This window comes from Allobosea sp. AK1 (genome assembly GCF_006714945.1).
Classification (GTDB): Bacteria; Pseudomonadota; Alphaproteobacteria; order Rhizobiales; family Beijerinckiaceae; genus Allobosea; species Allobosea robiniae.
In genome coordinates this window covers 2,061,567-2,076,008 of record NZ_VFMG01000001.1, presented here as the reverse complement: position 1 = coordinate 2,076,008, position 14,442 = coordinate 2,061,567, and the positions used below count along the sequence as shown (strand labels likewise).

Annotated in this window: 15 protein-coding genes; 10 read left to right on the top strand and 5 right to left on the bottom strand. The window is 66.9% G+C overall.

All coding sequences use genetic code 11. From position 1 onward, the window contains the following. The 4 genes from FHT98_RS10360 to FHT98_RS10345 all read right to left on the bottom strand — a co-directional run bounded on the left by FHT98_RS10360 (position 1) and on the right by FHT98_RS10345 (position 3,135). On the bottom strand, positions 1–1,098 hold the full coding sequence (locus tag FHT98_RS10360; protein ID WP_210244357.1) for a lyase family protein: 1,098 nt from the start codon (positions 1,096–1,098) through the stop codon (positions 1–3). Between the two features lie 38 nt (positions 1,099–1,136). Next, on the bottom strand, positions 1,137–1,799 hold the full coding sequence (locus tag FHT98_RS10355; protein ID WP_142113756.1) for a 3-oxoacid CoA-transferase subunit B: 663 nt from the start codon (positions 1,797–1,799) through the stop codon (positions 1,137–1,139). Beyond that, the gene (locus FHT98_RS10350; protein WP_142113967.1) at positions 1,799–2,509 is read right to left on the bottom strand and encodes a CoA transferase subunit A; all 711 of its coding nucleotides are present in this window, start codon (positions 2,507–2,509) and stop codon (positions 1,799–1,801) included. Before FHT98_RS10350 ends, FHT98_RS10355 begins: the two co-directional genes overlap by 1 nt. Before the next feature lie 185 nt (positions 2,510–2,694). Continuing rightward, positions 2,695–3,135 (bottom strand): PACE efflux transporter, encoded by a 441-nt coding sequence (locus tag FHT98_RS10345; protein WP_142113966.1) that lies wholly within the window; start codon positions 3,133–3,135, stop codon positions 2,695–2,697. An 88-nt stretch (positions 3,136–3,223) separates the two neighbouring features. Between FHT98_RS10345 and FHT98_RS10340 the strand changes: the two genes are divergently transcribed. Then, positions 3,224–4,111, top strand: a complete 888-nt coding sequence (locus FHT98_RS10340; protein ID WP_142113965.1) for a LysR family transcriptional regulator — start codon at positions 3,224–3,226, stop codon at positions 4,109–4,111. A 12-nt stretch (positions 4,112–4,123) separates the two neighbouring features. Here FHT98_RS10340 and FHT98_RS10335 read toward each other — a convergent pair whose 3' ends face one another. Further along, a complete protein-coding gene (locus tag FHT98_RS10335) occupies positions 4,124–4,996 on the bottom strand; it encodes a MurR/RpiR family transcriptional regulator (RefSeq protein ID WP_061966269.1) in 873 nt (290 codons plus the stop codon). A gap of 97 nt (positions 4,997–5,093) precedes the next feature. On the opposite strand from FHT98_RS10335, the gene FHT98_RS10330 reads away from it, so the two are divergent. From FHT98_RS10330 to phnD, 9 genes are all read left to right on the top strand, one after another. Continuing rightward, positions 5,094–6,707, top strand: coding sequence for an ABC transporter substrate-binding protein (locus FHT98_RS10330; protein ID WP_142113964.1), 1,614 nt, complete (start codon positions 5,094–5,096; stop codon positions 6,705–6,707). Positions 6,708–6,789: 82 nt separating this feature from the next. Further along, complete coding sequence (locus FHT98_RS10325; RefSeq protein ID WP_061966267.1) at positions 6,790–7,767, top strand: ABC transporter permease; 978 nt, start codon at positions 6,790–6,792, stop codon at positions 7,765–7,767. Further along, positions 7,764–8,672 carry an ABC transporter permease gene (locus tag FHT98_RS10320; RefSeq protein WP_061966266.1) on the top strand — a complete coding sequence of 303 codons (909 nt, stop codon included), beginning with the start codon at positions 7,764–7,766 and terminating at the stop codon, positions 8,670–8,672. Before FHT98_RS10325 ends, FHT98_RS10320 begins: the two co-directional genes overlap by 4 nt. After that, positions 8,669–9,661, top strand: coding sequence for an ABC transporter ATP-binding protein (locus FHT98_RS10315; protein WP_091860698.1), 993 nt, complete (start codon positions 8,669–8,671; stop codon positions 9,659–9,661). The genes FHT98_RS10320 and FHT98_RS10315 overlap by 4 nt, the downstream gene beginning before the upstream one ends. After that, on the top strand, positions 9,658–10,689 hold the full coding sequence (locus tag FHT98_RS10310) for an ABC transporter ATP-binding protein (protein WP_113584428.1): 1,032 nt from the start codon (positions 9,658–9,660) through the stop codon (positions 10,687–10,689). Before FHT98_RS10315 ends, FHT98_RS10310 begins: the two co-directional genes overlap by 4 nt. Next, the gene (locus FHT98_RS10305) at positions 10,686–11,561 is read left to right on the top strand and encodes an alpha/beta hydrolase (protein ID WP_113584427.1); all 876 of its coding nucleotides are present in this window, start codon (positions 10,686–10,688) and stop codon (positions 11,559–11,561) included. The genes FHT98_RS10310 and FHT98_RS10305 overlap by 4 nt, the downstream gene beginning before the upstream one ends. Before the next feature lie 82 nt (positions 11,562–11,643). After that, complete coding sequence (locus FHT98_RS10300; protein ID WP_162766148.1) at positions 11,644–12,423, top strand: sulfite exporter TauE/SafE family protein; 780 nt, start codon at positions 11,644–11,646, stop codon at positions 12,421–12,423. A 98-nt stretch (positions 12,424–12,521) separates the two neighbouring features. Next, positions 12,522–13,304 carry a DeoR/GlpR family DNA-binding transcription regulator gene (locus tag FHT98_RS10295; protein WP_142113963.1) on the top strand — a complete coding sequence of 261 codons (783 nt, stop codon included), beginning with the start codon at positions 12,522–12,524 and terminating at the stop codon, positions 13,302–13,304. 119 nt (positions 13,305–13,423) lie between these two features. Continuing rightward, positions 13,424–14,413, top strand: a complete 990-nt coding sequence (gene phnD, locus FHT98_RS10290; protein WP_142113962.1) for a phosphate/phosphite/phosphonate ABC transporter substrate-binding protein — start codon at positions 13,424–13,426, stop codon at positions 14,411–14,413. Positions 14,414–14,442: the final 29 nt, after the last annotated feature.

The window sequence follows — 14,442 nt, the reverse complement described above, 5'->3', positions numbered from 1 at the left end:
TCAATCGTCCTGCGCGAGCAGAGCGGCGACCAAGCCTGCGCTCTCGCCGATGTCGCTGCCAAGGCCGGCTGCCGCGAGATTGCGGGCGATGGCGGCCTCGTCGATCTCCAGCCCTTCCGCGACCGCCGCCATGGCGTCAGTTGCGCCGGCGGCGAGCAGGAAGAGCTCGGCCAGCGCCGGGCCTTCCGCCTGCCAGCCGCCGAGGCCGCGTTCCTGCTCGGCGGGGAGGCCTGCGAGGATGCCGGCAGCGAGGCCGGGTGCGCGCAGGCTGGCGGAGAGCGCGATCTGGCAGCCGGTCGGGTTGCGCTTATGGGCCATGGCGGATGAGCCGCCGCGGCCGGGGATCGCCGGCTCGTGGGCCTCACCGATACCGTTCTGCGCGAGAAGCGAGACGTCGCGCGCCATCTTGCCGAGCGCGCCGATCGCAATGGCGAGCGCCGTCGCGATCCCGGCGATGCCCCCGCGGCGCGCGTGCCAGGGCGGTGCATCGGGCAGGTTAAGCGCCGCGGCGAGGCGGGCGGAGACGGCCGCGCTCTTGCCGGCGAGACCGGCACGCGAGCCGGCGGCCCCGCCGAATTGCAAGGTCGCCCCTGTTTCCACTTCGCTGCGGAGGCGGTTCGCAGCTTCCGCCACACCGGCCTGCCAATGCGCGATGCGCAGGCCGAAGCCGATCGGCAATGCGTCCTGCAACAGCGTTCGGCCGATGGCGGGGGTCTCGGCATGGCGCCGTGCGTGGGTGGCCAGCGCTGCTGTGATGCGCGTCAGGTCGCGGTCGAGCAGGCTGCTCGCAGCACGGATCTGGCAGGCCAGAACGGTATCCGCGACATCCTGGCTGGTCGCGCCCTTGTGGAGGACCTTGGCCGCCTCGCCGGTCAGGGCGGCACGCAGGCGCGCGACCAAGGGAATCGCCAGCGTGCCGGCGAGCGCCGCTTCTTCCGCCAGCTCGGCGGGATCGATGGCGATCGTGGCGCAGAGCGCCGCGATCGTTTCGGCAGTCTCGGTGCCGATCAGACCCTCGGCTGCCTCGGCGCGTGCGAGTTCGGCCTCGAACGCGAGCGCAGAACTCAACGTGGCCGCGTCCGAGAACGCGGCCAGCATGGCTGGGGTCGTCGCCGGCCTGGAGCGAAGGAACCCGCTCACGCGGCCTTTGCGAGGCTTGGCGCGACGGTGAAGGGTGCGCCGGTCCTGGCCTTGACCTCGTCGAGCGTGACGCCTGGCGCGAGCTCGACCAGGGTCAGCCCGCCGCCGTTTTCCTTGGCGCAGCTCATCACGCAGAGATCGGTGACGATGAGGTCGACCACGCCCGCACCGGTCAGCGGCAAGGTGCAGCGCTCCAGCACCTTGGATTCGCCCGCCTTGTTGGCGTGCTCCATCACGACGATGACCTTCTTCACGCCGGCGACGAGATCCATCGCGCCGCCCATGCCCTTCACCATCTTGCCGGGGATGGTCCAGTTGGCGATGTCGCCATTCGCAGCCACTTCCATGGCGCCGAGGATGGTCAGGTCGATATGACCGCCGCGGATCATCGCGAACGAGTCGGCCGAGGAGAAGAAGCTCGAGCTCGGGAGGGTGGTGATGGTCTGCTTGCCGGCATTGATCAGGTCGGGATCGGCCTCGCCCTCATAGGGGAAGGGGCCGATGCCGAGCAGGCCGTTCTCGGACTGCAAGGTGACGTTGACGCCGTCGGGAATGTAGTTCGCCACCAGCGTCGGGATGCCGATGCCGAGATTGACGTAGAAGCCGTCCTTCAACTCCTTGGCGGCGCGGGCTGCGATCTCTTCGCGGGTCCAGGACATCAGGCGGCCTCCCTCTTGCGCTCGGTCAGCTTCTCGATCTTCTTCTCGTTGATCGTGCTCTTGATGACGCGGTCGACATAGATGCCGGGCGTGTGGATCGCCTCCGGATCGAGCGAGCCGACCGGCACGATCTCCTCGACCTCGGCCACCGTCACCTTGCCGGCGGTCGCCATGTTCGGATTGAAGTTCCGCGCGGTCTTCCGATAGACGAGATTGCCGGCGGTATCGGCCTTCCAGGCCTTGACGATGGCGAGGTCGGCGCGCAGCCAGGTTTCGCGGACATAGAGCTGCCCTTCGAATTCCTCGACCGGCTTGCCCTCGGCGACGACCGTGCCGACGCCGGTCTTGGTGTAGAAGGCCGGGATGCCAGCGCCGCCGGCGCGGATGCGCTCGGCCAGCGTGCCCTGCGGGTTCAGCTCCAGCTCCAGTTCGCCGGCGAGGTACTGCTGCTCGAACAGCTTGTTCTCGCCGACATAGGACGCGATCATCTTCCTGATCTGGCGGGTCTGCAGCAGCATCCACAGGCCGAAGCCGTCGGCGCCGGCATTGTTCGAGATCACGGTGATGTTCTTCACGCCGGAATCGCGAATCTGCGGGATCAGGCTCTCGGGGTTGCCCGACAGGCCGAAGCCCCCGGACATGATCGTCATGCCATCGAAAAGCAGCCCTTCGAGCGCCGCGCCCGGGCCGTCATAGATCTTACCTGTCATCGCTTCTCCCCGGCGCGGCCTGATGCCGCGTCACGCAATCCCGGCCGGGACGGAGCAGGCCGTCCCGGTGGTTCCGCTTCGATCAAAATACGATCGCCGGCGAATGTCCATGGCTGCCGTGGCATAGGCTGCCGGCACGCAGAGGGGAAACCGGAGAGTTTCGCCGGTCAGAGCGGCAAAGAGGCTCAGGCTGCGGCCATTTGCGGCACCGTGGGGATCGGGAAGACCCGGTCATAGGCCAGATTGAAGAGGAAGGCGTAGACCACGTAGAAAACCACGATGGCGAGGTCCATCAGGAAGGTCTCCCACAGGCCCATGCCGAGATACCAGGCCATAGGCGGCAGCAGCAGGACCAGCAGACCGCCTTCGAACAGCAGCGCATGCAGCACGCGCAACGCCAGGCTCTTGCGGGTGTGTCCGATGAAGCGAAGCATCGCGTGGTCGAAGCCGAGATTGTAGACGAAGTTCCAGAGCGTCGCGACGGTGGCCGAGCCGACGCCGATCACGCCCATATGCGTTGCCGGCAGGTTGAAGAGCATGGCGCCGCCGGGGATCACCAGCGCAAGCCCGAGCACCTCGAACAGCGCCGTATGGCGAACCCGGTCGGGGAAAGAACGCATGGACATCCGAAACACCTGTTGTTCTCGTTGACGCGCAGCCTTCTATCGTCAAATCTGGCTTTCTCAAGTTAGGTTATATCTGATTGTCAGATAGATGAATCTCTCCTTCGAGCAGCTGGAAGCCTTTGTCGCGGCCGCCGAGCAGGGTTCCTTCTCGGCAGCGGGGCGGGCTTTGCGCAAGGCGCAGTCGGCGGTGAGCACGCAGGTCGCCAATCTGGAAGAGGATCTGGGCGTCGCATTGTTCAGTCGCGCCGGTCGCAATCCCGTGCTCACGGCGGCAGGCGAGCGCCTGTTGCGCGAGGCCAGGGTCATCCTGGACCGCCGCGAACACCTGATCGGCGTCGCCAGCAGCTTCGAGAGCCATGTCGAGACGCGGCTCGTCGTCGCCATCGACGAGCTTTATCCGGAGCATCTGCTGGGCGCGCTCTTCGCCGATTTCGCGCGGCATTTCCCGCATGTCGAACTGGAGCTGCTGTTCCCCCTGATGGAGGATGTCAGCCAGCTCGTCCTCGCGGGCCAGGCCGATATCGGCGTGATGTGGCGCCAGGAGGTGCTGCCGCCGGAGCTCGGCTTCCAGACGGTCGGCTGGGTACCGATCAAGCTGGTCTGCGGCAAGGGCCATCCGCTCGCCGGCACCCGCGTCGACTGGGAAGAACTGAAGCGGCATCGCCAGATCCTCGTCGCGGCGCGTGGCGACGGGCCGGAAAAGCAGCGCCTGCGCGTCGCGGCCGAGGTCTGGTGGGTCGAAAGCCATTGGGTGATCCTGCAACTGGTCAAGCAGGGTATCGGCTGGGCCTTCGTCTCCAGCTACGTCATCGAGAATTCGCCGGTGACGGCCGATCTCGTCACGCCCGATCTTCAGTTCGACAATTTCGACCTGCCGGTCGCACTGGAAATGGTCTGGCACAAGCAGCGTCCCTGCGGCCCGGCAGCGCGCTGGCTGCGCGAGCGCTTCGCGGCAGCGCGCATCGGAGCCGCCTGAGCCTCCTGTCCGCTACTGGTGGAACGTCCAGAGCAGATTTTCGCTCAGCTCCTTCAGGGCTTCGACCGCGTCCGGGCGCTCCCGCGCGATGGCGGCGATGAGCGCATCCACCAATGCGAAGACCGCGGTCGGCGAATTCGGCAGCAGCCTGCTGCGGGCGGGTGCGAACAGGGTGACGTCCGCGACGGGAGCGAGCGGCGAGGTCGGGCTGTCGGTCAGGGCCAGCAGCGCGGCGCCGCGCTTCTTGGCGAAGGTCGCGAGATCGAGCGTGGCGCGTGAATAGCGCGGCACCGCGATCGCGACGACGAGGTCGTCCGGGCGTGCCGACATCATGTGTCGGATGGCGCGCTCCGGCCCGGTGCGCGAGGAGGCGAAGGTCACGTCGGCATCGAGATAGAGCGCCAGCCCGTCCTCCAGGAAGGAGGCGACATGATGGCTCGCGCCCGAGGCGGCGATGAAGACGCGCGGCGCCTTCAGCAGCAGCTCGACGGCCTTTGTCACGGACGCCTCGTCGAGCCCGTCGCGGGCGGCCTGGAGATTGGCGTTCTGGTCGGCGAGCGCGGCGGTGAAGGTTGCGAAGATCGAGCCGGCGGCGGAGCGAGCGCCGGCGAAATTGTCGACCGGGTCATGGGCGAATTTCAGAGCAGCCGAGAGCGCGCCGCGGAACTCGCCATAGCCGCCATAGCCGAGCGCCCGGACGAAGCGCGTCACGGTCGCGTTGGAGGTGCCGCTGCCCTCGGCCAGCCCCTCGATCGTCATGGTCGCGACGTCGAGCGGATGCTGCAGCACGAAGTCCGCGGCACGGCGGTGGCCGTTGCTCAGCGAGGGGTAGATCCGGGCGATCCGGTTCGAGAGATCCGTCGTCGGCTTCAGGCCCTGTGACATGCGCGGCTACCCGATTGACGTTCGAAAATTTTCATGTTTGCTACTGGACGAAAATAAAGCTGTCAAAAGCGGTTCTCAATCGGGAGCGGACCACACCATGCGTAAACCCCTTTTCCTCGCGGCTTTCGCGGCCGCCTGTCTCGCCGGTACGGCGGTTTCGGCGCAGACGCTGCGCATCGCGTTGTCGTCGGAGCCGACGGCGGTCGATCCGCACTACCATGATCTCTCTCCCAACAATGCGCTGGCCCAGCACATCTTCGATTCGCTGGTGCGCCAGGACGAACAGCAGAAGCTGCATCCGAACCTCGCGACCTCCTGGCAGAACGACGGCAAGAACCGCTGGACCTTCAAGCTGCGCGACGGCGTGAAGTTCACCAACGGCAAGCCCTTCACCGCCGAGGACGTGGTTTTCACCTTCTGCCGCACGCTGAAGAACGAGACCAAGGTCTCGGATTCATTCGCCGATATCACCGGTAATTTCGCCTCGGTCGAAATGCCCGACGCGCAGACGCTGGTGATCAACACGAAGGAGCCCGAGCCGCTGCTGCCCAACCTGCTTTCGGGCCTCAGCATCCTCTCGGCCTCGATCGTCGAGCACGGCCCGATCAGCTACGACATCGCCAAGAATTGCGGCGTCACCGGCCCCTGGCCGACGGTGACCGGCTTCAACGACGGCACGCTCGCCATCGGTACCGGCCCCTACAAGCTCAAGTCCTATGTGAGGGGATCGGCGATCGAGCTCGAGCGCAACCCGACCTATTGGGGCAAGGCCGAGCCTTGGGCGACCGTGCGCCTGCTCCCGGTGACCAATGCCGGCCCGCGTCTCGCGGGTCTCCTTGCCGGCGACTATGACGTGATCGAGAACCCGGCGGCGCGCGATCTCGGCCGGATCAAGGGCGACAAGCGCTTCGGCCATGTCATCACGCCCTCGACCCGCGTGGTCTATTTCCAGCTCGACGTCGCCCGCGACCAGAGCCCCTTCGTCAAGTCCGAGGACGGCAAGAATCCGCTGAAGGACCTGCGCGTCCGCAAGGCGATGTCGCTCGCCATCGACCGCGATGCCATCGTCAAGCGCATCATGGACGGTGCGGCGGAGCCGGCCTACCAGTACCTGCCGACCGGCATGTCCGGCACGCGGCCGAACCCGCCGAAGCTGGCCTATGACCCGGCGCAGGCGAAGAAGCTGCTCGCCGAGGCCGGCTATGCCAAGGGCTTCCAGCTCACGCTCTCGACCACCAACGACCGCTACATCAACGACAGCCAGATCACCCAGGCCGTCGCGCAGTACCTGACCCAGATCGGCATCAAGACCGAGGTCGACGCGATGACCCGCGCGATCTATTTCCCGCGCCGCGCCAAGAAGGAATTCTCCGTCGCGATCGGCGGCTGGGGCTCCGGAACCGGCGAGGCGGCCTCCTTCCTGCGCCAGTGGCCGCCGACCCCGAACGAGGCCAAGACGATCGGCGGATCGAACTATGGCGGCTACAAGAACGACCAGTTCGACAAGCTGATCCGCGAGGCGATCTCGACGCTCGACGACAACAAGCGCTCGCAGCTCCTGCAGGAGGCCGGCAAGATCGTCGTCGAGGACTACGCCTTCATCCCGCTGCACTTCGAGAGCGGCATCTGGGCCTTCAAGTCCGAGCTCGACGTCAAGGGCCGCGCCGACCAGTACATGCTGGCGATGTCGGTCAAGCCGAAAGCCAAGTAACCGTCGGCCGACAACCCATCGACAAGCCGGGCCGCCCGCCAAGGGCGGCCCGCGAACCATTCAGTGGAGCCGGTCGAGCGTCATGACCGCCTATGTCCTGCAGCGATTGATCCAGAGCGTGCTCGTGCTGCTCGCGGTTTCGGTCGTGGTGTTCTTCGCCGTCTACGGCATCGGCGACCCCGTCGAATTGCTCGTCTCGCCATCGGCCAGTGCGGCCGAACGCGAGGCGCTGGTCCGCCGCCTCGGTCTCGACCTGCCGGTCTGGCAGCAATATTTCGTCTTCATGGGCAATGCGCTGAAGGGCGATCTCGGCCGCTCCTTCGTGCATGGCGTGCCGGCGATCGAGCTGATCCTCGGCCGCCTGCCGGCGACCTTCGAACTCGTGCTGCTCTCGATGACGCTCGCCATCGTCACCGGCGTTCCGGTCGGCCTCTATGCCGGGCTCGACCCGGACAGCCGGCCTTCGCGCATCATCATGGGCGGTACGGTGCTGGGCTTCTCGCTGCCGAGCTTCTGGAAGGGCATGATGTTGATCCTGCTCTTCGCGGTGGTGCTGGGCTGGCTGCCGACGGCAGGCCGCGGCGAGACGGTCTCCGTCCTGGGCATCCAGACCAGCCTTCTGACCCGGGACGGCCTCACCCATCTCGCGCTGCCGGCGATCAACCTCGCCATACCCCAGATCGCTCTGATGATCCGTCTTGTCGCCGCCGGCACGACCGAGGCGATGACGCAGGATTACGTCAAATATGCCCGCGCCAAGGGCGTCAGGCCGCGCCGCGTCGTCGGCCGGCATGTGCTGCGCAACATCCTGATCCCGGTCGTCACCGTAATCGGCATCGAGTTCGGCAGCCTCGTCGCCTTCTCGACGATCACCGAAACGGTCTTCGCCTGGCCGGGCATGGGCAAGCTTTTGATCGACTCGGTCTACCAGCTCGATCGGCCCGTCGTCGTCGCCTATGTCCTGCTGGCGACGCTGCTCTTCGTCACCGTGAACTTCCTCGTCGACATCCTCTATGCCGCGCTCGACCCGCGCGTGAAGCTGACGGGAGAGATGGCATGAGCGCCGAGGCCAAGGCTCCGGCCGTCCCCGATTATGCCGACACGCCGCTCCGCGAAAAGGTGCTGCGGCGCATCCGCAACCGGCCGACGACGCGCGGCGCGGCGATCCTGCTCGGGATCATGGTGGCGCTGGCGCTGCTCGCGCCGGTCATCGCGCCGCAGAATCCGCATGATCTCGCTTCGCTCAGCGTGATGGATAACCGCCTGCCGCCGGGCGAGGCCGGCATGAACGGCATGACCTACTGGCTCGGCACGGATTCGCAAGGGCGCGACATGTTGAGCGCCATCCTCTACGGCCTGCGCACCAGTCTGATGGTCGGGCTCACCGCGACGCTGGGCGCGCTCTTCATCGGCATCTCGGCCGGGCTTGTCGCCGCGCAGTTCGGCGGCGTGGTCGATGCGGTGATCATGCGCGTCGTCGACTTCATGCTCGGCTTCCCCTCGATCCTGATCGCGCTCGTGCTGCTCGCCTCGATCGGACGCGGGGTCGACAAGGTCATCCTCGCCATCATCCTCGTGCAATGGGCGCAGTACGCTCGGTTGATGCGCGCGTCGGCGCTGGTCGAACGGCGCAAGGAATATATCGAGGCGGCGCTGAATTTCGGCCTGCCGACCCGGCACATCATGATCGCGCATCTCTTGCCGAACTCGGTCGGCTCGGTTCTGGTCGTCGCCTCGATCAGCATTGCCGGCGCGATCACGCTGGAGGCGACGCTCTCCTTCCTCGGCGTCGGCGTGCCGGTGACGCAGCCCTCGCTCGGCCTGCTGATCGCCAATGGCTTCGAGTTCCTGCTCTCCGGCGAATACTGGATCGCGGTCTTTCCCGGCATCGCGCTGGTGCTGCTGATCGGCTCGCTCAACCTCGTCGGCGACCGGCTGCGCCGCAGCTTCAACGTGCGCTCATGACCGATCTCACGACCGACCCCTTGCTCGAGGTCCGCGGCCTCCGAACCGTTTTCCATGCGGTCGACGGCGCCTGGCCTGCCGTCGACGGCGTCGATCTCAGCGTCTCGCGCGGTGAGGTTTTGGGGCTCGTCGGGGAGTCCGGGTCCGGCAAGTCGGTGACCGGCTTCTCGCTGGTGCGCCTGATCGATCCGCCAGGTGAGATCGTCGCCGGCACGATCAGCTTCGGCGGCGAGGATCTGCGTGCTGCCAGCGAGGAGCGCCTGCGCGATCTTCGCGGCGACCGCATCGCCATGATCTTCCAGGATCCGCTGATGACGCTGAACCCGGTGCTCAGCATCGGCGAGCAGATGAGCGAGGCGATCCTGGAGCATCGCGATTGCAGCCGCGATGAGGCGCTCGGCGAAGCGGCGAAGGCGCTGGCTCGCGTCGGCATCTCCTCGCCGGAAGCGCGGCTCAAGCAGTTCCCGCACGAGTTCTCCGGCGGCATGCGCCAGCGCGTCGCGATCGCGACGGCGCTGCTCAACGCGCCCGACCTGATCATCGCCGACGAGCCGACGACGGCGCTCGACGTCACCATCCAGAGCCAGATCCTGTTCGAGGTGCAGAAGCTTGCGCGCGAGACCGGGACGGCCGTGCTCTGGATCACGCATGATCTCGCCGTGGTGGCCGAACTCGCCGACCGGGTCGCCGTGATGTATGCCGGCCGCGTCGTCGAGATCGGGCCTGTCGACGCGGTGCTCGACGCTCCGCGCCATCCCTATACGCTCGGCCTGCTCAACTCCTCGGCCGCCAATGTCGCGCCCGGCGCACGCCTGAACCAGATTGACGGCGTGGCGCCGCGCATCGACGCGCGTCCGAGCGGCTGCCCGTTCCGGCCGCGCTGCCCGCGCGTCCAGCCGATCTGCGCCGAGCACGACCCCGAAACGACAGGCGATGGCGCGCATCGCTTCCGCTGCCATAATCCGGTGCCGGTGGGAGAAGCGGCATGAGTGCTTCGACAAGTGCCCAGACCAGCGCCCCGATCATCGAGCTCAAGGGCATCACCAAGCATTTCCGCCGCAAGCCGACGCTGGCCGAACGCATCCTGATGGCGACCGGACGTGGCAAGGCGCCGCCGGTCCTGCGCGCCGTCGACGGCATCGATCTCAGCGTCAAGCGCGGCGAGGTGCTCGGCCTCGTCGGCGAATCCGGCTGCGGCAAGTCCACGCTGGCGCGTGTCGTCACCGGCATCCTGAAGCCGACGACCGGCGAGGTGGTCTACGAACAGCAGCCTGTGGCGGGCCTGAAGGGCAAGGAGCGCCTCGATTTCCTGCTCAAGGTCCAGATGATTTTCCAGGACCCCTATGCCTCGCTCGATCCGCGCATGAAGGTCAGTCGCATCGTCGGCGAGGCCTTGAGCGTCCACAAGCTGTTGCCGAAGGCGGAGATCGATGGAGCCGTCGACCAGGCGCTGAGCGAGGTCGGGCTCGATCTCGCCTATCGCGAGCGCTATCCGCACCAGTTCTCCGGCGGCCAGCGCCAGCGCATCGGCATCGCGCGGGCGCTTGCGGTGAAGCCGGATTTCCTGGTCTGCGACGAGCCGGTCTCGGCGCTCGACGTCTCGATCCAGGCGCAGGTCATCAACCTGTTCATGGATGTGCGGGAGCGCCACGGCCTGACCTATCTCTTCGTCAGCCATGATCTCGGCCTCGTCCGGCATATCAGCGATCGCGTCGCGATCATGTATCTCGGCCGCATCGTCGAGATCGGCACGGCGGCGGAGATCTTCGCCGAGCCGGCGCATCCCTATAGTGCGGCGCTGATCGCGGCGATTCCCTCGGCGGCGCGGCGCAAGCGCGCCTTCCAGCCGCTCAAGGGCGAGTTGCCCTCCCCATTGGCGCCGCCGCCCGGCTGCCCGTTTCATCCGCGCTGCGAGCAGGCGATGCCGGTCTGCCGCGAGGTCCGGCCGGTCCTGACAGAGATCGCGCCCGGCCGCAGCGCCGCCTGCCATCTGCACAAGGCTCCGGAGGCCGCATGACCACCAAGACCCTCAACCCGCCGGTCGGGCGCAGCGCGCTGCCCTTCATCGATGCGAGCCATCCGGACAAGCCGCTGGAGGTCAATTTCTACCGCCCGGCACGGCATCAGCCGAATGATCCGGTCATCGTCGTGCAGCATGGCATGCTGCGCAATGGCGACGACTATCGCGACTTCTGGATCGATGCGGCCGAGAAGCACAATTTGCTGATCGTCGCGCCGACCTTCCCGAACGAGCCCTTCCCGAAGGCCGAGGGCTATAATAATGGCCTGGTCATCACGACGGATGGCGCCGTGGCGCCGCGCGCTGAATGGCTCTATGCGGTGCCCGGCCGCGTGCTCGACGCATTGCGCGCTGCCGGCGTGATCGACCAACCTGTCATCCGCATCTTCGGCCATTCGGCCGGCGGCCAGTTCGTGCATCGCATGCTGGCGACGGAGGGCGGCGCGCTGTTCGAAGCGGCGATGGCGTCCAATCCCGGCTGGTACACCTTGCCGACGCCGGAGCGCAATTTCCCGGAAGGACTCGGCGGGCTCGGGCTCGACAAGACGGCGCTCGTGCGCTGGCTCGCCTATCCGATGATCCTCTTCGCGGGTGACCGCGACATCGTCACCGACGACCCGAACCTGCCGTCGCAGCCGGAAGCCCTGGCGCAGGGGCCGCATCGCTATGGCCGCGCCCATAACATGCTGGAATTCGGCCGAGCCGAAGCGGCACGCCTCGGCATGCCCTGCAACTGGCAATTGATCACGGTCGGCGGCATCGGCCATGACGGGGCGGCGATGTCGCGCGCGGCCGCGTCCTACTGGTTCGAGGACGGCCGGATTCCGCCGGCCGAAGAGCTCGGCAAGCAGGCGGCACCGGTTCTCTGACAGCCTGCTATACAGCCTCGCCCGTCGCGGGCAGAGGATTCGGCCACGCCAATGCGGCAGCGGCCGATTCGACGGGGGCTTCATGACGATTGCCGCGTTGTTGCAGCCGTTCAGCACGGGGCAGGTTTGCGCCTGCATCCTCGTCGTCTTCCTGACGGCGATCATGCGCGGCTATACCGGCTTCGGTTTTGCGCTGGTGGCCGTGCCGCTGCTCGCCGTGATCGCCGATCCCGTCACGGCCGTGCCGATGGTGCTTTTGCTGGAGGTGGTCGGCAGTCTGCAATTGCTGCCGGGCTTGTGGCGCTCGGCGCATCTGCGCTCGGTCCTGCTGCTCGTCGGCGGCGCCTTGCTGGCGACGCCGATCGGGCTCTATGGCCTCGCGGCTCTGCCGGCCGATGTGATGCGTCTCGTCATCGCGCTCGTGGTGCTCGCGACGACCTGCGCCCTCGCCGCCGGGTTGAAAGCAAGCCGCGAGCCGGGCGCGCCTGCGACCTTCGGCGTCGGCATCCTCTCCGGCCTGCTCAATGGCGCCGCCGCGATGAGCGGCCCGCCCGTCGTGCTGTTCTATCTCAACGCCCAGACGGCGATGCATGTCGGGCGCGCCTCGATCGTGCTGTATTTCCTGCTCTCCGACACGGTCGCGATCGGTTTCGCGGGGGCGTCCGGACTTCTGGGGACCTCGACGGCGCTGCTGGCGGCGGTGACGGTTCCCGCGTTGTTCCTTGGACAGGTGATCGGGACGCGCCTGTTCCGCTCCGCCCTGCAGCGCCATTATCGCATCGTCGCGATCGTGATCCTGCTCGCGGTCAGCGGCTTCGCCATCGCGCAATCGCTCCATGCGCTGTGGATGAGCGGCAGCTGAACGCTTCGCGCCGCCGCTTGCATTTCGCGTCGGGCGGCTATCATACGCGCGTGGCCGGGCGGCCTTCCCGTGCCCGGCACGTCTGGCACGGACATGCGATGAGCCCTTCCGCTCCCGATACCGAGACCCTGACCTCGCGCCAGCGGCAGATCCTCGACCTCGTGCAGGAGCTCGGCTTCACCACGATCGAGACCCTGGCCGAGCGCTTCGGGGTTTCGGCCCAGACGGTCCGGCGTGAGATCATCCGCCTGCAGGCCGGCAATTTCCTGCAGCGTTTCCATGGCGGGGCGGGGCTTGCCTCCGGCGGCATCCGCTCGGCCTATGCCCAGAAGCTCACCGTCTCGCCGCGCGGCAAGGAGCGGATCGGCGCGGCGGTGGCGCGGATCGTGCCGCCCGGCGCCTCGGTCTTCCTCGATGTCGGTACGACGGTCGAGGCGGCCGCGCGCGCGCTGATCAACAAGCCCGGCCTGCGGGTGGTGACCGCGAGCGTCTCAGTCGCCCAGATATTCTGCAATCACGGCGTCTTCGACGTGGTGGTGACCGGCGGCACGACGCGCGGCGCCAACGGTTCCCTCGTCGGGCAGGCCGCGATCGCCAGCATCATGGGCTTCCGCTTCGACTATGCGATCATCGGCCTCGGCGGCTTCGATGATGACGGCGCGCCGATGGATTTCGACCTCGAGAAGATCGCGGTGCGGCAAGCTGCGATGGGCCGCGCCCGGCAGAGCCTGGCGCTGGCCGACCACAGCAAGTTCGAGCAGATCGGCACGGCCCGCGTCGCGCCGGCAGAGGCGCTGAGCCTCATCGTCGTCGATGCCGAGCCCGGCCCGCGCCTGCGCGAAAGCTGGGAGCGCAGCGGCGCGCGCTGGCTCGTGGCCTGAAGCGGCTTTTCGCCTTCAATTCTTAGCCGGCACTCTTGCGCCCGTGATCGCTTTTGATCAGGATGGAAGAAATCTTACACGAGCGCCGTCAGGGCGCCGCCGCTTCCAGGGAGGTTGCCATGCTGCGCGCCAAGATCGCGTCCCTTTGCCTGCTCGCTTTCGGGATCGGGCTCGCCGGCCCGGTGAAGGCGCAGGATTGCGCCAATCGCGGGACGCTCGATGCCCGCTATTGCGACGCCAATCGCGACCTGCTGGCCGATACCCCGACCGATCCAGCGAAGCAGAAGGACCCGGACACGCTGATCTTCTCGTACACGCCGGTGGAGGACCCGTCGGTCTACGAGAACGTCTTTGCCGATTTCCTCGCCCATCTCAGCAAGGTCACCGGCAAGAAGATCAAGTGGTTCGGCGCCGAGTCTTACGCCGCGCAGGTCGAGGCGATGCGCTCCGGCCGCCTCCATATCGCCGGCGTCGCCAGCGGCCCGACGCCCTTCGCGGTCAACCTCGCCGGCTTCGTGCCGATCGTCGCGATGGCCAAGAAGGACGATTCGATCGGCTATACGCTCCAGCTGATCGTGCCGAAGGACTCGCCGATCAAGACCATCGCCGATCTCAAGGGCAAGCGCGTCGCCCATGTCGCGCCGTCCTCGAACTCGGGCGATACCGCGCCGCGCATCCTGTTCAAGGAGAAGGGCGTCGTGCCCGGCAAGGACTACGAGGTCCTCTATTCCGGCAAGCACGACAACTCGATCATGGGCGTGGTCAACAAGGACTATGATGCCGCGCCCGTCGCCTCCAGCGTGGTCGAGCGCATGGCCGATCGCGGCATGTTCAAGCGCGACGACATCCGCATCGTCTATGAATCGAGCCCGTTCCCGCGCACGGCCTTCGGTCTCGCGCATGACCTCAAGCCCGAGCTGCAGGCCAAGATCAAGCAGGCCTTCCTCAGCTTCGACTTCCTGAATTCGGCGCTCGCCAAGGAGTTCAAGGACACCAAGGGCTTCAAGGAGCTGAGCTACAAGGATGCCTGGGGCGACATCATCCTGATCCAGGGCAATAGCGGCATCACCTATACCCAGGACGGCCTCTCGAAGCTGAAGGGCGATTGATGTCGGCTGTTTCCGGAGCTGCGGCCGGC